The sequence below is a fragment of the Bordetella genomosp. 5 genome (genome assembly GCF_002261475.1).
In the GTDB taxonomy this organism is placed as follows: Bacteria; Pseudomonadota; Gammaproteobacteria; order Burkholderiales; family Burkholderiaceae_B; genus Bordetella.
In genome coordinates this window covers 143,220-163,930 of record NZ_NEVN01000006.1, presented here as the reverse complement: position 1 = coordinate 163,930, position 20,711 = coordinate 143,220, and the positions used below count along the sequence as shown (strand labels likewise).

Annotated in this window: 19 protein-coding genes; 16 read left to right on the top strand and 3 right to left on the bottom strand. The window is 65.7% G+C overall.

Annotated features, from left to right (window positions below; all coding sequences use genetic code 11):
* The first annotated feature begins 13 nt into the window (after positions 1 to 13).
* From CEK29_RS12415 to CEK29_RS12375, 9 genes are all read left to right on the top strand, one after another.
* Positions 14 to 511 (top strand): MaoC/PaaZ C-terminal domain-containing protein, encoded by a 498-nt coding sequence (locus CEK29_RS12415; RefSeq protein WP_094858283.1) that lies wholly within the window; start codon positions 14 to 16, stop codon positions 509 to 511.
* Entirely contained in the window at positions 508 to 2,637 is a 2,130-nt protein-coding gene (locus CEK29_RS12410; protein ID WP_094858282.1) for an acetate--CoA ligase family protein, read from the top strand. Before CEK29_RS12415 ends, CEK29_RS12410 begins: the two co-directional genes overlap by 4 nt.
* Positions 2,638 to 2,682: 45 nt before the next feature.
* The gene (locus CEK29_RS12405; RefSeq protein ID WP_094858281.1) at positions 2,683 to 3,837 is read left to right on the top strand and encodes an acyl-CoA dehydrogenase family protein; all 1,155 of its coding nucleotides are present in this window, start codon (positions 2,683 to 2,685) and stop codon (positions 3,835 to 3,837) included.
* Positions 3,838 to 3,886: 49 nt separating this feature from the next.
* The gene (locus CEK29_RS12400; RefSeq protein ID WP_094858280.1) at positions 3,887 to 4,624 is read left to right on the top strand and encodes an IclR family transcriptional regulator; all 738 of its coding nucleotides are present in this window, start codon (positions 3,887 to 3,889) and stop codon (positions 4,622 to 4,624) included.
* Between the two features lie 32 nt (positions 4,625 to 4,656).
* Positions 4,657 to 5,787, top strand: coding sequence for a CaiB/BaiF CoA transferase family protein (locus CEK29_RS12395; RefSeq protein ID WP_094858279.1), 1,131 nt, complete (start codon positions 4,657 to 4,659; stop codon positions 5,785 to 5,787).
* Positions 5,788 to 5,845: 58 nt separating this feature from the next.
* The gene (locus CEK29_RS12390; protein ID WP_094858278.1) at positions 5,846 to 6,673 is read left to right on the top strand and encodes an enoyl-CoA hydratase/isomerase family protein; all 828 of its coding nucleotides are present in this window, start codon (positions 5,846 to 5,848) and stop codon (positions 6,671 to 6,673) included.
* 846 nt (positions 6,674 to 7,519) lie between these two features.
* The gene (locus CEK29_RS12385) at positions 7,520 to 8,521 is read left to right on the top strand and encodes a hypothetical protein (RefSeq protein ID WP_094858277.1); all 1,002 of its coding nucleotides are present in this window, start codon (positions 7,520 to 7,522) and stop codon (positions 8,519 to 8,521) included.
* 43 nt (positions 8,522 to 8,564) lie between these two features.
* On the top strand, positions 8,565 to 10,529 hold the full coding sequence (locus tag CEK29_RS12380; protein ID WP_094858276.1) for a LodA/GoxA family CTQ-dependent oxidase: 1,965 nt from the start codon (positions 8,565 to 8,567) through the stop codon (positions 10,527 to 10,529).
* A complete protein-coding gene (locus CEK29_RS12375; protein WP_094858275.1) occupies positions 10,529 to 11,644 on the top strand; it encodes an NAD(P)/FAD-dependent oxidoreductase in 1,116 nt (371 codons plus the stop codon). Before CEK29_RS12380 ends, CEK29_RS12375 begins: the two co-directional genes overlap by 1 nt.
* 361 nt (positions 11,645 to 12,005) lie before the next feature.
* Here CEK29_RS12375 and CEK29_RS12370 read toward each other — a convergent pair whose 3' ends face one another.
* On the bottom strand, positions 12,006 to 12,716 hold the full coding sequence (locus tag CEK29_RS12370; protein WP_094858274.1) for a hypothetical protein: 711 nt from the start codon (positions 12,714 to 12,716) through the stop codon (positions 12,006 to 12,008).
* 433 nt (positions 12,717 to 13,149) lie between these two features.
* Between CEK29_RS12370 and CEK29_RS12365 the strand changes: the two genes are divergently transcribed.
* The 3 genes from CEK29_RS12365 to CEK29_RS23910 all read left to right on the top strand — a co-directional run bounded on the left by CEK29_RS12365 (position 13,150) and on the right by CEK29_RS23910 (position 14,381).
* On the top strand, positions 13,150 to 13,446 hold the full coding sequence (locus CEK29_RS12365; protein WP_249279025.1) for a hypothetical protein: 297 nt from the start codon (positions 13,150 to 13,152) through the stop codon (positions 13,444 to 13,446).
* Positions 13,447 to 13,723: 277 nt separating this feature from the next.
* Complete coding sequence (locus CEK29_RS23915; RefSeq protein ID WP_176456894.1) at positions 13,724 to 13,981, top strand: hypothetical protein; 258 nt, start codon at positions 13,724 to 13,726, stop codon at positions 13,979 to 13,981.
* 244 nt (positions 13,982 to 14,225) lie between these two features.
* Positions 14,226 to 14,381 carry a hypothetical protein gene (locus CEK29_RS23910; RefSeq protein ID WP_176456893.1) on the top strand — a complete coding sequence of 52 codons (156 nt, stop codon included), beginning with the start codon at positions 14,226 to 14,228 and terminating at the stop codon, positions 14,379 to 14,381.
* A 455-nt stretch (positions 14,382 to 14,836) separates the two neighbouring features.
* Here the strand turns inward: CEK29_RS23910 and CEK29_RS12355 are convergent, their stop codons facing one another.
* Positions 14,837 to 15,733, bottom strand: a complete 897-nt coding sequence (locus CEK29_RS12355) for a LysR family transcriptional regulator (RefSeq protein WP_094858273.1) — start codon at positions 15,731 to 15,733, stop codon at positions 14,837 to 14,839.
* 148 nt (positions 15,734 to 15,881) lie between these two features.
* Between CEK29_RS12355 and CEK29_RS12350 the strand changes: the two genes are divergently transcribed.
* Positions 15,882 to 17,000 carry an NADH:flavin oxidoreductase/NADH oxidase gene (locus tag CEK29_RS12350; RefSeq protein ID WP_094858272.1) on the top strand — a complete coding sequence of 373 codons (1,119 nt, stop codon included), beginning with the start codon at positions 15,882 to 15,884 and terminating at the stop codon, positions 16,998 to 17,000.
* Positions 17,001 to 17,141: 141 nt separating this feature from the next.
* Positions 17,142 to 17,663 carry a DUF421 domain-containing protein gene (locus tag CEK29_RS12345; protein ID WP_094858271.1) on the top strand — a complete coding sequence of 174 codons (522 nt, stop codon included), beginning with the start codon at positions 17,142 to 17,144 and terminating at the stop codon, positions 17,661 to 17,663.
* Between the two features lie 7 nt (positions 17,664 to 17,670).
* On the opposite strand, the gene CEK29_RS12340 is transcribed toward CEK29_RS12345, so the two are convergent.
* Complete coding sequence (locus CEK29_RS12340; protein ID WP_094858270.1) at positions 17,671 to 18,567, bottom strand: LysR family transcriptional regulator; 897 nt, start codon at positions 18,565 to 18,567, stop codon at positions 17,671 to 17,673.
* A 146-nt stretch (positions 18,568 to 18,713) separates the two neighbouring features.
* On the opposite strand from CEK29_RS12340, the gene CEK29_RS12335 reads away from it, so the two are divergent.
* Entirely contained in the window at positions 18,714 to 19,721 is a 1,008-nt protein-coding gene (locus tag CEK29_RS12335) for a tripartite tricarboxylate transporter substrate-binding protein (protein WP_094858269.1), read from the top strand.
* Between the two features lie 38 nt (positions 19,722 to 19,759).
* Complete coding sequence (locus CEK29_RS12330; protein WP_094858268.1) at positions 19,760 to 20,707, top strand: amidohydrolase family protein; 948 nt, start codon at positions 19,760 to 19,762, stop codon at positions 20,705 to 20,707.
* Positions 20,708 to 20,711: the final 4 nt, after the last annotated feature.

Below are 20,711 nucleotides of genomic sequence, written 5' to 3'. Positions count from 1 at the left end.
AATCCGAACAGCCATGCAAAGCGCAAGCCCCGCCAACCCGCTCCCGCTGTCGCCGCCGACCTCCCTGCCATCGCTGGAGGTCGGCCACCGCTTCAAGTCCGCCGGCCGCACCATCACTGAGAGTGACATCGTCAACTTCGCCTGCCTGTCCGGCGACTTCAACCGCCTGCACGTCGACCATGAGTACGCCAGGTCCACGCCCTTCGGCCAGCGCATCGCCCACGGCCTGCTCGTGCTGTCCATGCTCTCGGGGCTGACCACCCAATCCAACGGCTACCGCCAGTTGGAGCCCTACGTGCTGGCGCTGATCGACATCAATTGCCGCTTTCCCAAACCCACCTTCATCGGCGACACCATCGTCGTGCGGGTGACGGTGACGGAAAAAACCGAGCAGTACCGCCCCGGCAAGGACAAGGTGGTGTTCCGGCGTGAAGCCGTCAACCAGCGCGGCGAAGTGGTGGTCCAGGCCGACTTCGCAATGGTGCCGCGGTCCTTGGAGGGCACGGCATGAAACCGTTTGCAGACCTGACCCGCTTCATCAATCCACGCAACGTGGCCGTCGTGGGCGCCTCCGCCCGCGAATCCAGCCAAGGGCGTCGTCTATACGACAACCTGGTGCTGCATTCGAGTGTCCCGGGCGAGGTGTACGCGGTCAATCCGGCCTATCAGGAGATCGGCGGCCGGCCTTGCTGGCCGTCGATCAGCGCCTTGCCCGAGGCCGACATCGACGTGGCCCTGATCATGATCAACGCCTCGCTGGTGCTGGATGCGTTGCGCCAATGCGCGGCGCGCGGCATCCCATTCGCGGTCGTCACGACGTCCGGCTTCTCGGAAGCCGGCGAGGACGGCCAGCGCCTCGAACACGAGATCGCCCAACTGTGCGAGACCACCGGCCTGCACGTCTACGGACCGAACTGCCCTGGCTTCGTCAACGTGCGCGACCGCCTGGGGATGACCTTCTCGCCCGCCTTCAAGGACGATCTGAACACCGGATCCATCGGCCTGGCGACCCAGGGCGGCGGACTGGGCCGCAACCTGCTGCAGGGCCTATCCTATGGCCAGGGTGTGGGTCTGTGGTTTTCCGCCGGTAACGAGGTCGACCTCGAAATCCCGGACTTCATCGCCCACATGGCGAACGATCCGAAGATCAGCGTGATCGCCCTGCTGATGGAAGGCGTGAAGCACGGCAGGCGCCTGACCGCGGCGCTGGAGCTGGCGCGCGCCCACAACAAGCCGGTCGTGGTGCTGAAGGTGGGCCGCTCCGAAGCCGGCGTGCGCGCCGCGCAATCGCACACGGCATCGGTGGCCGGCACGGCCGCCGTCAACAGCGCCGTGTTCCGGCAGTTCGGCGCGATCGAAGTGGATGACCTGGACCAGCTGCTGGCAGTCTCGCGCCTGATGACGCGCATCACCCGTAAAAGCGGCAACGGCCTGTGTATCCATACCTTTTCCGGAGGCACGGCCGCGCTGGCCGCCGACATTGCCGGCGCCGCCGGTCTGCCGATGGCCGTATTCGCCTCCGAGACCAAAGCCGCACTGCGCAAGCTGTTGCCGGATTTCGCCAGCATCGACAATCCGGTCGACACCACCGCCGACATCCTGCGCAACCCCCAAGCCACGGCCGCGTGCCTGCGCGCGATTTGCGCCGACCCGGCGGTAGGCACCGTGCTGTTTCCCATCCCCATGGATTACGGCAGCATCACGGACGACATGGCGCAGGCCGTCGCCACGGTGGCTGCCGAAACCGACACCCTGGTCATCCCGGTCTGGATGAGCCGACGCCTGGGGGGCGGATTCCAGTTGCTGGAAACCGCCGGCCTGCTGCCCTTCCTCTCCTTGTCAGACGCGATCGCGGCCCTGTCCAAAGCCATACCGTGGCAGCGACCCGAAGGCGGGGCGGCTGCTGTGGCCGGGCACGCAGATGGCCCCGTCGTGCAGGCACGCATGCTCAGCGAAGCCGCGGCCAAGTCCTTACTGCGTGAAGCGGGCCTGCCGATTCCTGAAGGGCTGGTGGTCACCAGCGCCGAGCAGGCGGCCCGCGAGGCCGAGCGTCTGGGCTTTCCGGTGGTAATGAAGATCGTGAGCGCACACATCGCGCACAAGACGGAAGCGGGCGGCGTCAAGCTCGGCATCGCCAGCACGGGCGCCGCGCGCGAGGCCTATGAGTCCATCCATGCGGCCGTCGCGCGCCATAGCCCTGGCGCCGTGATCGACGGCATCCTGGTGGAGCGCATGTTGCCGCCAGGAGGGCGCGAGGTGCTGATAGGCGTGCACAGCGATGCAGCCTTCGGCCTGGTGCTGACCTTCGGCCTGGGTGGCATCTTCGTCGAAACCATCCGCGACGTGGCCCACCGCATGCTGCCGCTGTCGCGCGACGATGCGCGCGCGCTGCTGCGCGAGCTCCGTTACGCCGAGGTGTTGCACGGCGTACGCGGCGAGGCACCTGCCGATCTCGCCGCGCTTGAGGCGCTGATCTTGCGGGTCTCGGACTTCGCCTGGAGCCACCGCGACGCCTTGCAGGAAATGGAGCTCAACCCGGTCTGGGTCGGCCCCGAGGGACAAGGCGTGATGCTGCTGGACGCGCTGATCGGCCTGCGGCCCGACGCCGACACCGGCCTGGGGCAGCGCCTGCCGTGACCGCCGCCGGATTCTCATCTCAGACCCCACCCGCCTAGGACCCGCATGGACTTCTCACTGGACTCCACCCAGATCGAATTGCGCGACTCGCTGCGTCGCTACCTGACGGCCGAGGTCGCCCCCATCGTCAACCGCTACGAGGCCGAAGCCCGTGTGGTGCCGCAGGAAATGGTCCGCGCGATGCGCGACTTCGGCCTCTTGGGCGGCATGCTGCAGGAAAAGGACGGCGGCTACGGCTTGCCGATGACGACCTACGGCATGCTGATCGCCGAGCTGGCGCGCGTCTGGCCTTCACTGCGCAGCATCGTCAGCACCAGCAATCTCGCCGCCTCGGTGCTGAGCGACGGCGGCTCGCCCTATCTCAAAGAAAAGTACCTGCCGCGCGTGCTGTCGGGCGAGGCGATCGCCAGCTTCGCGCTCAGCGAACCGAACATCGGCTCGGACGCCGCCAACGTCGAAACCCGCGCCGTCGAGACCGCCAGCGGTTGGCGCGTCAATGGCCGCAAGCTCTACATCAGCCTGGGCACGGTTTGCGAGTTGGGCGTGGTGTTCGTGCAAACCCAGCGTCGAAGCGGCGAACGCGGCGTGTCCTGCCTGCTGTTCGAGCGCGCGATGCCGGGTTTCTCGTCCAGCCCCATCGACAAGATGGGCATGCTGAGCTGCCCGCTGGGCGAGCTGCTGTTCGACGACGTGGATATCCCCGCGGCCAACCTGATCGGCACCGAGGGCAAGGGTTTCGCGCTGGCGAAGAAATACCTCAACATCGGCCGCTGCGTGGTGGCGTTCTCGGCGCTGGGCATTGCCGAGGCGGCCTATGAGGCAGCAGTAAAATATGCCGGCGACCGGGTCCAGTTCGGCCGGCCCATCGGCGGCTTCCAGCTGGTCCAGCATATGATCGCCGACATGATGACGCTGGTCGAAACCTCGCGCCTGCTGTGCTGGCGCGCCGCCGACGCGCTGGACCGCGACGCCGCCGACAGCCAGATGCTATGTTCCATGGCCAAGCGCCACGCCACCGAATCCGTGCTGCGCGTGGCGGAACTTTCGATGCAGGTACATGGCGGCGCGGGCTACACCACGTTGTTTCCCGTCGAGCGTTACTACCGCGACGCCCGCCACCTGAGCATCGCCGAAGGCACCAACCAGATCCAGGCCCTGCTCATGGCACAGAGCGTACTGGGCATTTCCGCGTTGAAATGACCAACTACGCAACCGCCCCGGGCAGGTTCCCACTCAATTCCGACATCCTATGCCGCAAATCCTCCCTACCGCGCAGCGTGTACTACAAGTCTTCGAAGTCTATGCGCGGGAACGCCGTCCCCTGACGAACTCGGAAATGGCGCGCTTTCTCGATCTGGCCGACAGCAGCTGCTCGGACCTGCTCTACACGCTGCGTCAGGCGGGCTACCTGTTGCGCACGCCGAAATCGCGCTACTTCCACCCCACCGGCAGGCTGCTCGACGTGGCCCAAGGCATCTCGGCGGCCGACCCGCTACAGGCCTTCGCTTCGGAAGCGCTGGAGATCCTGACGCGCCAATCAGGCGAATCATCGATGTGCGGCTTGCTGGACGGCAACAAGGTGAAGATCTACGCCAGCCAGGAGAGCCCGCGCGCTTTGCGCTACGTGGTGAAGCCCGGGACCACCTTCGATCTGCAGATTGCCGCATTGGGCAAGGCCCTGCTGGGCGAGATGGACGCGGCGGAACGCAACGCGCTCATCGATACGCTGCCGTTCGAACACGTCACGGCCAGGAGCATCACCGACCCCGGCACCTTGCGCGCGCAGATCGAATCGCAGCTACCCAAGCGCTACTTCATTAGCCGCGACGAAGGCAACGAAGGGGTCTCGGCCGTCGGCATCGCCGGGCGCGTGGGCGGGCAGCTGACCGCCCTTTCCATCGTCGGTCCCACCCACCGCATGGACGCCAACATGGAGAAGTACGTCCAGATCATCCTGGACGCGCGCGCCGAATTCTTCGAATCCTGAGAATCCCGATTCATCATGGAGTGACGATAGACATGGCTGGTCCCCTGGGCGGATTTACGGTGGTGGAAATGGCCGGCATAGGGCCCGGCCCCTTCTGCGCCATGATGTTGGCTGACATGGGCGCGGACGTGATCCGCATCGACCGGCTGACGCCCGGGTTCCTGGGCGGAGGCGGCACCCTCATCGACCGGGGCCGCCGCACGATCGCGCTGGACCTCAAAAAACCCGGGGCGACGGACATCGTGCTGCGGCTGCTGGACAAGGCAGACGCCTTGCTCGAAGGCTTCCGGCCAGGCGTCATGGAAAGGTTGGGCCTAGGGCCCGACGAGTGCCTGGCCCGCAACCCGCGGCTGGTGTACGGACGCATGACGGGCTGGGGCCAGGACGGCCCACTGGCGCAGGCCGCCGGCCATGACTTGAACTACATAGCCATCAGCGGCGCGCTTCACGCAATGGGCCACGCCGGCCTGCCACCGACGCCGCCGCTGCACCTGGTCGGCGACATGGGTGGCGGCGCCATGATGCTGGCCTTCGGCGTGCTGTGCGGCCTGCTCGAGGCCAGCCGCACGGGCAAGGGCCAGGTGGTGGACGCCGCCATCTGCGACGGTGCCTCGCTGCTGGCAAGCGCCTACCACGGCAAGCTGCAAGACGGCAGCTGGGTGAACCAGCGCCAATCCAACATGCTGGACGGCGGCGCCCACTTCTACGGCTGTTATGCCTGCGCGGACGGCAAGTATGTTTCCATCGGCGCGATCGAACCGCAGTTCTATCGCCTGTTGCTGGAACGCTGCGGCATCGACGACCCCGACTTCGAGCAGCAGTGGGAACGCGCGCAATGGCCGCAGCTGCGCGCCAAGCTGGCGGGCATCATCGCTGGCAAGACCCGAGAGCATTGGTGCACGCTGCTGGAGGGCACTGACGCCTGCTTCGCGCCGGTACTGGACTTTATAGAAGCGCCGCTGCACCCCCACCATCAGGCACGCGGCAGCTTCATAGAAACCGGCGGCATCGTGCACCCAGCCCCCGCGCCGCGCTTTTCGCGCACGCCGGGACGTGCGGGCACGGTGCCCGCCCCTGGCGCGCACACGCAAGAACTACTCGCGCAATTGGGCCTGGCGCAAGCCGAGATCCAGGCCTTGCGCGATTGCGGCGCCATCGCCTGACGGCGCGCGACAGCTTGCGGCCAGGCCCGCTTGGCGCGGCCCCGCCATCAAGGAACACATGGAGACCGATACGATGCAACCCAGCGCTAGCGAGTTCCAGACCCTGCTCTATGCCGTGGAAGGCGGCGTCGCCACCCTCACCCTGAACCGTCCAGCGCAGCGCAACGCGCTGGACATGATCATGCGCGAAGAGCTGGCCCATCTGGTGGGCCAGATCCGGCGCGACCGCGGCGTGCGCGTCCTGATCCTGGCCGGCGCCGACGGGGCCTTCTGCTCGGGCGGCGACATCGCCACGATGGGCTCGGGCGGCTCCGCCGAAGAAGCGCACCAGCGCATGGCCGGCCTGCTGCAGACGATAGAAGGCCTGATCACGCTGGACCGGCCGGTGATCGCGGCGGTCGACGGCCCGGCCTATGGCGCCGGACTGGGCCTCGCCCTGACCGCCGACCTGATCCTGGCGTCGCCGCGGGCGCGCTTCTGCCTATCCTTCCTGCGGCTGGGCGCTATCCCCGACTGCGCCACGATGTACACCCTGCCGCGCATGGTCGGCCTGCAGCGCGCCAAAGAACTGGCCTTCTCCACCCGCGAGTTCCAAGCCGAGGAAGCGAAGGAGATGGGCATCGTGTTTGAGATCCAGCCGCAGGAACGGATCCACGACCGAGCGCGGCAGATCGCCGTGTCCATGGCGGAACTGCCCATGGCGGCGCTGGCGATCACCAAGCGCGGCTTTAACGCTTCGCTCAACAGCGACCTGAGCGCCATGCTGGACTTGGAAGCTGCCGGCCAGGGTGTGGCCCGCTCCACTGAATACCACCGCGAGGCGGCAGGCCGCTTTCTGGACAAGGTTGCGCAACGCTTCCAATGGCCGGCCGCGGACGGCATGTAGCGCATGACCCGTCTGATCGCTTGCTTCGAGGGCTGGCGTTCAGCGGGGCGGCTAATAAACCGTGCTTCGCCAAACTGGAAATTAAACGGAGTGCCAGTGCAGACTGACCGCTTGGTTCCGGCGAAAAGGTAGTCTGACACGTTTGTTCGTTTGTTCTCGTTTGTTCGCCTGGGCGCTATCCCGGACTGCGCCACCATGTACACCCTGCTGCGCAGGGTCGGCCTCGAGAATAAGTGTCGGAGAATAAGTGTCAGACTGCCTTTTTACGCGCTCTGCTGCAGCGCGGGGCGCGCGCCAAAAGGTAGTCTGACACCACTGTTGTCCAAGCTTGAAACTGGAGAATATGTGTCAGACTGCCTTTTCTCCGCGCGCCGCTGCCGCGCGGGGCGCGCGCCAAAAGGCAGTCTGACACCACTGTTGTCCAGCAAGGTGTGCTCAGCGAGGTGTCAGACTGCGTTTTCGACAGTCTCGACAAATGCTTAGGCTGCGAGCAGCAAAAATGTAGTCTGACACCATTGTTCACGCGACCGCGCGGGGTCGTAGCGGAAAGGTAGTCTGACACCATTGTTCTGACACGGTCGCTATTCCGCCTGCGATCTACCCCCAGAATCGCCGTTCCATCTCACGCCGCAGCTACCGCGCACCTGCCGAGCGCATCGCTCGCCTACCTTTCAGCGCCCGCCCCCTGCCGATCGTCCTATAAACATCTCCATGATTAAAGGTGTGGCGATGACCCGTTGAATCGGCCCCTATACTCGCTGCCAATCGAATACAGGCGCACGAGCCGACAGCCCGGCACCGGGATAGGCTCGCTTAATAAATGGGCGATGAACAAGGAGTGTTCGCGTGACTGAGTATGCCAAGGCTGCAGACATCGCCTGCATCGAGAATGTCTTCATCGACCAAGTTCAGAAGAAACGTATTGCCGCAGGCCAATGCCCCGCGCGCCGCCCTGTCTTTCTGCGTCTGCACGGTATCGCCCACGCCTATCTCGACGTGTTGCCGGTTCCTGAGGGTATTGCGGCTATCGGGCTGTTCGCAAAGCCTGCCCGCCATACTGCCTGGGTGCGTTTTTCCAGTGATATTCCCGATGGCAAGCCTGACTTCAAGAGCACCGTGGGAGTTTCGTTCAAGCTGTTCGACGTTCCCGGAAAGAAAAGCCTTGAGCCGGACCAGCATGCGCCCACCGTGGATTTTCTGTTCCAGAACTACCCGGTGTTCTTCGTCGATGATGCCGCCGGTTTCTGCCGCTTTCTCCAGGATTCGGAATCCTATACTGCCCAGCACCCGGCGACCGGAAAAATCCTCGCAGAGATGGAGAAAGTCGTGCCCACGGTGCTGGGCGAAAAGGTCTGGAGCGTCATCCCGTTTCGCTTCGGCAATACCTACTGTAAATACCTGCTCGAACCGGAACACGTGCCAGACCCGGGAAGTCCCGATTACAACGATCCCGATTACCTCGCCAAAGACCTGCAGCTGCGGTTGGCCAACCAGTCGTTCCGCTATCGGCTGTTGATTCAACTCCAGCGAGATCCGCTCCGGATGCCGCTGGACCGGGCCACTCAAGACTGGGCCGAGAGCCTTTCCGCGCCAGTGCACGTCGCAACCCTCACTCTGCCGGCCCAGAATATTAATGCCCACAGCCAGGCCGTCTACGGCGAAGGTCTGGCATTCAATCCGGCACGGACGCTACGGGGCTTCGAGGCGGTCGGCAGCATTGCCGAGGCGCGCCAACTCATCTATCGGGTCTCGGCCGACCTGCGTCGTGATGTCAACGGCCAGGTTGTCGGCGAACCTCAGGTTCCCCGCCCCGAGGTGCTACCGGTGACCCCAGCGAACCAGCCATGAAACGGCCCGCCTGACCCGATCACCACGACACGAGGATACTGCCATGCAAGACCAGAACCAGACCCTGGCTCCGACCAGCCGAGCCATCCTGGACAGCGTGGTGCGTGCCGCCATTCACCCAGCGATCGGTATCGCTCGCCTGGGCAACAGCCGCGAGCCTGACGGCTACTTCATCGGACCGGAGGTCGACGACCCACGGCCTAGCGAAGCCGGCACGCTGCGCGATGACGCGGGCGCGATCAAACGCCAGGCGGCGCGCTTCCGGGTATATGGCTACAACGCCGCAGGCGAGGTAGTGGCCGAGCTCACCGGGCAAAACGCCTCGATCGAATGGCAGGTGCATCTGGCCAACCGCAAGGCCCAGTGGTATTCCTTTGTGCTGGCGCTGGACGTGCCCCAGGCCCGTGATCTGCAGGTGCCGCTGCGCAACCCCGACGTGATCGGCGACGCGCGCAAGGCGCTGGCGATTGACCCGGGGCCGCGCACCATCAGCGGCTTCGAGCAACAGGGCGAGGCACACCACTTCGACTCCGGTACATTCCTCGGCGTCCCCGTCCCGCTGGGTGAACTGCGCACCGACCAGGCCGGACGTTTGCTGGTGCTCGGTGGCTTCGGCAATTCGGGCTCACCGCGACATACACCGATCTTCGACCCGGCTAACCCGCAGACCTTTGCCAACGCGCCAGGTTGGCACGATGACACTGCCGATGGCCCGGTCCGCGCCAAGGTCTTCATAGGCGGGCGCTGCATCGAGGCCGAGTCCGCCTGGGTGGTTTGCGCCCAGCCGAACTTCGCGCCAAATACCGTTGGCTGGCGCACCATGCACGATCTGCTGTTCGACACCTATGTGCAGTACGGCTGGCTGCAGGCGCCCGAGCAAGTCTCTTTCACCCGCCACGTGCTGCCCGTGCTGCAGCGGATGAGTGGACTGCAGTGGGTGAACAAGGGGTTCGCGGCAGTATTCGGACCCGGCTGCCCATTCGATTTTCATAACCCCGAACTGCTGCTGAAGCTCTCGCAGAAGCCCCAGTGCGGTGGCTTCGACACCTATGGCCAGTTGCGCCGCAGCGTGTTCAACGCCTTCCGCGCCAGTGATAACGCCCTTTACGACCCGCGCTCCTGGCCGTGGATCTACGGCGACACCTTCGGAGAAGCCGAAACCGCACCCAGCCACATGCTCAGCCCTTCCAGCGTGCGCGGCCAGTTGCTGGCGCGCTGGGTGAGCGGCGACTTCATCGCCGACTGGTGCCCGCAGCGGGCGCCCGTGCACGAACTGGACCAGGTGCCCTTGGCCGACCAACCCGCCATGCTCGACAAGGCAGCGCTGGATTTTTGCGTCGCCGATGCCTTTCACCCGGGCATCGAAATGAGTTGGCCCATGCGCCATCTTTCGATGTACCGCGCGCCATGGCGCATCAAGGAGGCCCATGCGCACATCCCGGAGCCCGACTACGGCCCCCTGCTCTCTCAGAGTCAGGTGCTGTCGCCCGACGGGCCGCTCAATGCCCAGTCGCCTGGGGGCCTGAGCCGCTGGATGGCGCTGCCATGGCAGGTCGACGCCACCGGTTGCCGGTCAGGGTATGACCATACATACGATCCCTACCTGCCGACATTCTGGCCGGCGCGAGTGCCGAACCAGGTGCTGACCGAGGAAGACTACCTGGTGGCCGTGGATACCACACAGCCACGAGAGTTACGGCTCGCCGCGTTCAACCGGCGCGAGCACTGGGACCGCAACCTTGCCGGCACCACCTTCGCGGAAAAAGCCCAATGCATGGCGGAGCACTTCGGTGACATCGGCATCCTGGGCGTGCGCCCCGGCGTGGACGATGACCCGGATCTGCCATCGTGCATGCAGGTCGAGTCGCGCAATGCCGCTCTGCAACGGGCACCGCGCGTACCCGGCGCGCAGTCGACAGGCAATGCGGCGCTCGACAAGTCGCTGCACGAAGCGGGTTGGGAAAGCCTGGAGCACTACCGGCAGGCGCTGAGCCGGTTCCAGCGCTGATGCTCGACGTGCTGGTCATCGGCGCTGGCACCGCCGGCGCCGTTATCGCACGGCAACTGGCCCTGGCGGGTCTACAGGTGATGCTGGTGGGCGAGCCCACCGCTGGCTTCAAGCCCGGCGAAAGCCTGCCCGGCGCAGCCAGACCGTTGCTGCGAGACATGGGGCTCCTCGGCGCGCTGGACGACAGCGCGGCACTGCCCAGCTACGGAAATCTGGTCAGTTGGGAGGATGAAACGTTAAGGGAAACCGATTTCATTCGGGACCCCAACGGCTTGGGCTGGCACCTCGATCGCGCTGCATTCGACGCATACTTGCGGATCGCTGCACAAGATGCGGGCGTGTGCCTGCACCATGGCCGGGTGCGGCATGTGATACGCCGTGCGGATGGCTGGCAGGTGGCGTGGCAGGCCCTGTCTTTTCGAGATGGCCATGCCGCATTGCCGCTCCCGCAGCTCGACCCACGGCCAGGCCAGACTACCGCACGCTTCCTGGTCGACGCCAGTGGCCGTCATGGAGTATTGGGCCGCCGGCTCGGCATCACCCGTACCGTCGATCCGGGCCTCATTGCCGTGTATGCCACCGCCGCGATCGAGGGAGAGGATCTGCGCACGGTGCTCGAAGCCACGCCACAGGGCTGGTGGTACAGCGCCCCCCTGCCCGGCCGCAGGCGTATTGCCGTACTGCACACCGGGCCGCAGCAAGTCTCACGCTTGGCGCATCGACAGACCGAATGGCTGCGGGCCCTGGGTGCGACGCGCCATATCCAGCGCTTCTGCCCGCCAACAGCCGACTGGACCACACTATGCGCCACAAGCGCCGCAGGCTCGGCACTGGATGTGGTGCATGGGCAAGGGTGGCTCGCCGTAGGCGATGCCGCTCTGGCGTTCGATCCACTGTCGTCGCAAGGCATCTTCAATGCGCTGTACACCGCGTTGCGCGGTGCGCAAGCGGTGGTGGCGGAGTTCGAGGGGCGGGATGGCCCTGCGTCCGGTTACGCCGCGCAGCTACAGCGCGTGCGCGAACAGTACCTGCAGCGGGTTGGCCATTTCTACCGGGCTCAGCCGCGCTGGCATGACCAGCCGTTCTGGGCAGCGCAGCGAGCGCGGTACCTTTGAGGTGGACTGCGCGAGCTGGCGCGTTGCGCTGGCAGACATGCGGTCTGCAAGGCGTTGCTACGTGGGTCTTCGATTGAGGCTTGGGGTGATCTGGCTATCTCGGGTATCAGACTACGTTTTCGACAGCTTCATCGAAAAGGCAGTCTGACACCATTGTTCCGCGATGCAACGTAGGCCGTCGATTGCGGCCGGGGGTGATCTGGCTATCTTGGCTATCAGACTACGTTTTCGACAGCCTCATCGAAAAGGCAGTCTGACACCATTGTTCATTGTTCTCGCGACAGCCTCATCGAAAAGGCAGTCTGACACCATTGTTCCGGCTATCGCCTTTGCAATCGCTCAGGCTTCCCCGCTTGCGAACTCAGGCCAATGCCTTCTGAGCAGTCCGCCGAACCCGGCGGCGATACCACCAGCTGAGCCCCGCCCACACCAGCGCCCAAGCGCCAAGGATCGCGCCCATGAAGGGCCAGAAGATAAAGGTGGAGACATCCTCCCAGCCGGGCGCCGTCCGCTTGAGCCCGATGGGCGCGCTGATTTCCAGCTCAACCTGTTCGCCCTGAAGCGCCGGCCCGACTTCCTCCACCGTGAACGTAAGCTGCGAAGTCCCCTTCGCCAGCTTCGGAAAAGACGGCGTGGTCTCCAGCAGCGCGCCATCGGCATGGCTCTCAGGCCAGAGCTTGCGGTAGAAATGCGTGGCGCTGTTGCCGCTGCGCGGAGCCGCGACCACCACGACGTCCAGTCCCTTGCCATCGCGCACCCGAATCCGCACCGGCTCTCCGGGGTTGATCAAGCCCCGCTTCGCGTCCGGCGCGCCCACGCGTGTCGTGTATTCCCCCAATTCGGGCCGCTCCGTGCCCATCGGGCCGCCGAAACGCGCTTCCATCCACAGGGGCGCTTCGCGGATTCGATAAACCTCGGCATGTGCTGTCTGACCGACCGTAAGCGTGATCGGCGCCAGCGTCGCGTCGGCGGATGGTACATACCGGAACATGCCAACCGCGAACCACGCCATGGCGGTCAGCCAAAGCACCCAACCCGCCACCAGCGACATTTTGCAAAACGTGCGCCACATATCGTGCCATCCAGGATTTGCCAGCGACAGAGATTAACGCAATTGGAGGGGGAGATTCGGCGCGCAGCCATCGACGGACGCAAGTGCAATATTGCGGCTTGCAAATCGCGGCGCAGGCAGGATTATTGCCGAGCGAAAAGGTAGTCTGACACCATTGTTCCAAGGCCGCTGAGTGGCAGGCCTGATGCAACCGAAGTGCCTGGCGACAATGTTTCTGATACAGTGACGCGCAAAATAAAACAAGCTGGGGCTGCTTTGCGGCCAGGTTGCATCGGGCATGTCCGAGGCGCGCAATAAGGCATTTCAATGACGTGCCGCGCCAACACCCATCTCTCAACAATGAACCCTCGGGGTAATGGTCAAAATGAGAAAATTTGCGCTGTTTGTCGTCCTGCCTTCACTGCTCGCGGGATGTACTACTGGACAGATGAACATGCTGACGGGCACGCGGAACAAGACCTACAACGATGTCAATGCAGTCTGGGTCGGCAGCACGGAAGAACAGCTGGTTTCCAAATGGGGGCCTCCCAAGAAGAGCTACACGCTTGAAAGCGGGGCGAAAATTATTTCGTACGAGGACATCTGGGGCCCTATCTCGGCATATCACGTATGTTCAGAGAAATTCATGATCGAAAAGGGCATGGTGACCAAGTGGGGCATTTCGAATTGCCCTGACCGGATTTCGGGCAAGGTTCCGAAAGACACGCCGATTCCCCAGCCGACCCTGTAGCGGGAAGCGTCCTTGGGGTTGCCCAGCGCGTGATGAGGGGGCTGGTTATGCGCGCCCCTGTTCTGTTGGTGCTGTTTGTCCGAGCGGACGGTATGAGTCTGCGCCGGACAATGCAGCATCAGAGTGGGCGGTTTCCAAACCAGGCGGAAAAGCGCAACAGATAACCATCGGGGTCCTGCACTAAAAACTGTCGCGCCCCAATCTCGATTTGCTCGCTTCGACACCAGCACTGCGGCGGTTCCCCGTAAAGCAGCTAACCGGCGTCCAGTAAACGCTTGTGCAAGGCGTCGATCGTCTTCACCCTGATCTCGAAGTTCACGCCACGCCCGAAAGGCGCTTCGAGAGCTCCTGTGATCCAGCCGTCGTCGCCGCGGATCTCTGCGAGCATGAGCTGTGCACCCTCGCTGTCGAGGAAGAAAAACGCCTCCTCTTCGCGCTGATATACGACCTCGAACGCACAGAGATCGTTTCAGAATTGCCGGCTTCGCGCGATGTCTCGAACCATCGGTTCCGGGACCATGCGCGCACGGTGTGATTTGTCTTCCATCTTGTTCTCTTGTTGGTGTCGTAAGACGGCTGTGGATTCAAAGCGCGTTGGAAGAACCCACGTTTAGACCGAGAGCACACCCTTCTATATATTTTCCGTTCTCCACGCTATCCGCGGGCGTCTAACGGCGCGAGAAATATCTTCAAGCTGACGGGAACCTGAATGAGAGATTGCGGTCCATTCTCAACCCCGGCGTCGCCGTTCGCGCGGCGCGGGTTTGGAGAACGTCATCATGGTTGGATTCGGTATCGCGCTGGCACTGGTGGGCCTGGCGAGTTTTTATGCGGCGTGGAGCTCGCGTCGGGAAGGCTGCGCACGGCGCGACACGATGGCGCTGGGCGTGGTTGGGGTGAGTTCGTCGGTGGTCAGTGTGCCGTATTTGCTTTGAGGCTCGGGAGGCCGGTTGTCGCGGCTGGGGCGTGTCTGAGCCGTCGGCGGCGCGCCGGCCGCATCCAGGCGGCCCACCTTGCCGGCCTCACCCAGCTTGCCGCACCCTGGCCGACCGCATCTAGCCCGCGGCACCTCGCTGGCCTCGCCCAGCCGGCCGCACCCAGCGGCCTTAACTTAGCCGCTCTCACCAAGTCGACCTCACTTGCCCGCCCGCACTTGGCCGCCCTCACCTGGCTGACCTCACTTAGCTGACCTCACTTAGCTGACCTCACTTAGCTGACCTCACTTAGCTGACCGCACCTCGCCGTCCTCGCCTCGGCCGAGGTGAACGAGCTGATCTACGCCGACTATCTCTCTGCCTTCGCGCGCCCTGCCGTCGAGTAGACGCTCGGCGTGTATCAGCAGTCGGTGTTCCTCAAAGACGACATCATCCCTCGTCTAGCCCCCCTCCAATCACGCCGCACGCACCAGCGCTTGCGGCGCCAACATCCGCTCCTGCAGGTATTCGATCACGTGCCGCGCTCGCACCGACATCGGCCATTCCGCGCGGTGGATCCACCATAGGGTGTCCGCCACCGGCTTGCCGCAGTCCGAGACGTCGAGCGCGTCCTGATGCGCATAGCACTGCCGCGCGTGGCGGGGAATCACGGTGAAGCCCAGGCCGCGGGCGACGGGCTCGAGCAGGAGCGCGACCTGGTTGCTGTAGCCGTTTACGGGCATGCCGTGCATGCCCGGGTTGCCCGGAAAGCGCCGCGCCAGCAGGCGCGTGGCCATCGCCTGGCCGTCGGGATGGTCGATGAAGCCCAGGGCCAGCAGGTCGTCCCAGGATTTGGGGCAGCGCCCAGCGGGTGCGACGAGCTCGAGTGGCTCGTCGATGAAGCGCTGCGCCACGATGCGCGGGTCGTCGGGCTTGAGGGTGACGAGGCCGAGCTCGTATTGCTTGTCGAGCACGCCCTCGAGCGCCTCGGGATCGGGCGCGAAGCGATGACGCACGACGATGCCCGGCCGCGACTGCTGGAAATCGAGCAGCAAGGGATAGAGCGCGAGGCCGATGCTGCCCGGCGTGATGAGGCTGACCTCGCCGCGGCAGGCGTCGGCGTCGGCGAGCCGTCCGTGCAGGCGACGGTCGGCCTGCTCGAGCTCGCCGCAGTACTGCAGCAGCGCCTGGCCGGCGGGCGTGAGCTCGATGCGGCGGGTGCGGCGGATGAGCAAAGGGCCGAGTTCAGACTCGAGATGGCGGATGTGCTGGCTGACGGCGGCCTGGGTCAGGTCGAGGCGTTCGGCGGCGCGCGTGAAGCCGCCGGTCTCGGCGACGGTACGGAAGGTCTGCAGCCATTGCGTGTTCAACATAAGCGATTTTTATCAATTCGATAAGCTTCCATTAGTTCAAATATAACCCGCGCCCGCCTAGACTGCGTGCACTGGCCGCTTGCATGGGCCCCGGCCGCCGGCCGGTCCGTGCAGCGGCGTATCCCTTTCGCCGTAACGAGATTTCCGCATGTCTGCTCCCGCCCTCTTCACCCCGTTCACCCTCAAGGACGTGACGCTGCGCAACCGCATCGCCGTCCCGCCCATGTGCCAGTACTCCGCCATCGATGGCGTGACGAACGATTGGCATCAGGTCCACTATCCATCCATCGCCCGCGGCGGCGCCGGGCTGGTCATCGTGGAAGCGACGGCCGTCGCGCCCGAAGGCCGCATCACGCCGAATTGCACCGGTATATGGAACGACACGCAGGCCGAGGGGCTGGCCCGCATCGCCGCCGGCATCAAGGCGGCGGGCGCCGTGCCCGGCATCCAGATCGCCCACGCGGGCCGCAAGGCCAGCGCGAACCGACCCTGGGAAGGCGACGACCATATTCCCGACACGGATCCGCGCGCGTGGCAGACGGTCGCGCCGTCGACCATCGCCTACGGTCCGGGCCTGGACAAGATGCCGCGCGCGATGACGCTGGCCGACATCGAGCAGACCAAGGCCGATTTCGCGGCCGCCGCGCGCCGCGCCCGCGACGCGGGCTTCGAGTGGCTGGAGCTGCATTTCGCGCACGGGTATCTGGCGCAGAGCTTCTTCTCGGCGCACAGCAATCAGCGCGAGGATCAGTACGGCGGCAGTTTCGACAACCGCGCCCGTTTCCTGCTCGAAACGCTGGCCGCCGTGCGCGAGGTCTGGCCCGATAACCTTCCGCTCACGGCGCGTTTTGGCGTGATCGAATACGACGGCCGCGACGAAGAGACGCTGTCCGAGTCGATCGAACTGACGCGCCGCATGCGCGACGGCGGGCTGGACCTGCTGAGCGTGAGCGTGAACTTCAACATCCCCGACACCAAGATTCCGTGGGGCCCGGCCTTCCTGGCGCCCGTCGCACAGCGCGTGCGCCGCGAGGCCGGTCTGCCGGTCGCGTCGGCCTGGGGCATGGATGCGACCGCCGACGCCGAGCGCGTGGTGGCGCAGGAACAGCTGGATCTGGTCATGATCGGCCGCGCGCATCTGGCCAACCCGCACTACACCTATCGTCTGGCGCAAGAGCTGAAGGTCGACCGCCCCGACTGGATCCTGCCGCCGCCCTACGCCCACTGGCTCGAACGCTACAAGGGCCCGGGCAAGGTCGCTCGCTAAGGCCAACCAAGCGCTCGCTAAAGGTGCATTAGGCGCTCGCCGGGGGCTGGCCCTGGCCTCGACGGGCACAGGTCTTGCTTCCCGCTCAGCGATCGCGGGCGCGCCGGCGTGGGGCCGGCGCGTCCCGCCTGGGAGACGCTGATGAGTTGGCTGGGAGAGATCTTCGCGCTGCAGGCCGGTGTGGGCGAGATGATGCTGCGGGGCACGACCATTTATTGGGTGCTGTTCCTGCTGCTGCGGATTTCGGGCCGGCGCGACCTCGGCTCGCTTGGCACCGCCGACCTGCTCGTGCTGGTGCTGGTGGCGGACGCCGCGGGCAACGCGATGTCGGGCGACTCGGATTCGCTGGGCGACGGCATCATCGTCGTGTCCACGATCGTCGGCTGGAGCTTCGTGCTGGACCGGCTCACCTATCGCCTGCCGCTGCTGCGCCGCCTGTTGGAACCGAGCCGGGTCTGTCTGGTGCGGGATGGCCGCATCGATATCGGCGGGTTGCGGCGCGAGCACGTCAGCCGCGCCGAGCTCATGGAGCAGTTGCGGCTCAAAGGCATCCCCGCGCTCAGCATGGTGTATCGCGCCTATATCGAGTCCAACGGCGAGTTCAGCGTCATCCGCACGGAAGACGCGAAATCAGGCAACGACTCCACGCTCGAGGAAGGCTGAGCGCGAGTCACGCAGCATCGTCGGTGTGGTCCAGCTCATGCAGCAGCCCCGCCTCGAGCTGGCGCGCCACGCGGCCCAGGCCGCGGTTCAGTGGCCAGACGATGTCCAGATCCAGTCCGCCTTCCACGTCGACCGGCACGACAACCAGCCCGTGGCGTCGCGCGTAGAGGCCGCTCATGCTGTCGAGGATGGCCACGCCCAGGCCGCGCTCGGCAAAGGCGCAGGCGGCGGAATATTGATTCACCTCGATCACGGGTAGAAACGGCAGGCGCTCCTGTTCGAACTGCCGCGCGGTCAGCGCTCCGACCTGCAGATGGCGGCTGAGCGATATGTATGGCGTGTCCGCCAGATCGGCAAGCGCGAGGCGTTTGCGGCCGGCGAGCGGATGACCGGCCGGCATGACGGCCTGCAGGCTCAGGCGCGCCAGCGTACGCTGGCCGAGATTGGGCAGCGCGGCGGAGCCGATCACGATGCCGACATCGATGCGTTGATCGGCGGCCAGTCCGGCCACGCCCAGCGTCATGTCCGTGCGCACGCTCACCCGCAAACCGGGCTCGTGGGCCTGCAGCCAGGCCATCGCGCCAGGCAGGATGCTCGCGCCGACCGCGGCCACCGCGCCGATATCCAGGCGGGCGTGCGCCCCGCCCCGCATGCTGGCCGCCACGCGTTCGGCGTTGTCCATGGCCGCGAGGGCATGGACGATCTCGGGCAGCAGCAGGCGCGCTTCCGACGTGAGCGCGAGCCGGCGCTTGTCGCGCGTGAACAGCGCGAACCCCAGCTTGTCTTCCAGCGACTTCAACATTGCGCTCGCCGCGGGCTGCGACATGCCGGTGGCGGCCGCCGCCAGCGTTACCGACCCCGTGCGCCCGACGGCTTCGAACAGTGCCATTTCGCGTTTGTTCATGTGCCTCCGCTTTCATACATATCTCTGTATGAAATGACTCAATATATATATTTGACCATATCAACCGCGATCGCAGACACTTTGTCCACATCACAACAGTGCCCGCCGCCTCGACGCGGCGCACGCGATAAAGCGAGGAGACCACGATGGACAAGAAACCCGGCGTTTGCCCCCGCCAGCGGCTGGCCAGGCGAATCGCGCCCTGGCTGGGCGCCGCGCTGCTCGGTCTGGCGGCGCCCGTCCTCGCCGACAACACTTCGGCCGGTGGCACGATCCGCATCGTGGTCGGCGCGCCGCCCGGGGGCGCGCCCGACACCGTGGCCCGCATCGTGGCGCAGCACATGCAGGTTGGCGGCCGCGCCGTGATGGTCGAGAACAAGAACGGCGCCGCGTCGATGATCGCCGCGGCCTATGTGGCGCGCGCGCGGCCCGACGGCAACACGCTGCTGCTCGCCAGCCAGACCACGGTGGCCGTCGCGCCCACGCTGCAGAACGTGACCACGTTCGATCCGCTCAAGGACTTTACCGGCGTGGCGCTGGTGGGCAGCGCGCCGCAGGTCCTGCTGGCCGGGCCCAAGTTGCGCGCCAATTCCGTGCAGGAGCTGATCACGCAGGCCAAGGCCGCGCCGGGCGAGATCGACTTCTGCTCGGGTGGCATCGGCACCTCGCCGTATATGGCGGCGGTGCTGTTTGCGCAGACGGCCGGCATCGAGCTGCACAGCATCCCGTTCGCGGGCGAGCAGGCGTGCATCACCGAGATGCTGGCCGGGCGGCTGCCCTTCATGTTCGCCAACGCGTCGACGGCCCTGCCCTACATGAAGGATCAACGGTTGCGCGCGCTGGCCGTGACGAGCAAGGAGCGCGTCGCGTTCGCGCCGCAGTTGCCCACCACGGCCGAGGCGGGTCTGAAGGATTACGAGGTCGCCACCTGGCTGGGTCTGCTCGCGCCGGCCGCCACGCCGCCCGATGTGGTCAACGCGTTAAATGCCGAAGTGCGGCGCGTGCTGCGCCTGCCGGATGTGCGCGAGAAGCTCGAAGCGCAGGGCTATGCGCTGTCGGACGACAGCCCCGCGGCCTTCACCCGCTATTACCAGACCGATCGCGACAAGTGGGTGCGGCTGATCCAGTCGGCCGGCATCAAGCAGAACCCCTGAGCGTCGCCCCTCCCATCCGTATCGCAGCAGAGCCTTCCATGAGCCGTACCTTGCCCACGCCTTCCTCCGACGCCGCGCGCACCGTGCTGGGTGTGCACCACAGCCCCGTCGCGGGCACGATCCCGCCCGGCACCTGCGACTGCCATGTGCACATCTTCGGGCCGTTCGACCGCTACCCGCTCGCCGAGAACCGCGTGTTCATGCCCGGGCTTGCCTCCACCGATGATCTGCTCGCACTGCATGCCGCGCTGGGCGTCGACCGCGCGGTCGTCGTGCAGGCCAGTCCGCAAGGCACCGACAATCGCTGCATGACCGACGCGCTCGACTCGCTGAACGCGGCCGGCCATGCTTCGCGCGGGGTGGCGGTGCTGGCGCCCGACGTCTCTCGCAACGACCTGCGTGCGCTGCACGAGGCGGGCGTGCGGGGTGCGCGCGTGAACCTGCAGTCGTTCGGGCAACACGATCCGGCGGTCGCGCGCGCCGCGCTCGCGCGTACCGCCGAGCAAGTGGCCGACCTGGGTTGGCACGTGCAGATCTACACCACGCTGCCGGTCGTGAGCGCCCTCGCGCCCGCGCTGCGCGACTGCGCCGTGCCCGTCGTGATCGATCATTTCGCGCTGGCGAGCGCGGTGGCCGGCACCGGTCAGGATGGCTTCGATGCGCTGCTCGAGACGGTGGCGGCGGGCAATGTCTATGTGAAGCTGTCCGCGCCCTACCGCCTTACGGTGTGGCAGGACGGCCGCCCGCCGATCGAGGCGCGCGCGATCGCGCGGGCACTCATCGACGCCCGGCTCGACCGCATGCTGTGGGGCACCGACTGGCCGCATTCCGGCGCCTGGCCCGGCGTGCCGCGCTCGCGCGATCGCAGCGAACCGCTGCATCCCATCGACGACGGCGAGCAGCTCTCGGCCTTCTGCGCCTGGGTGAGCGACGCGGAGAAGCAGGCGATCCTGGTCGACAACGCGGCGCGTCTGTACGACTTTTAGCGAC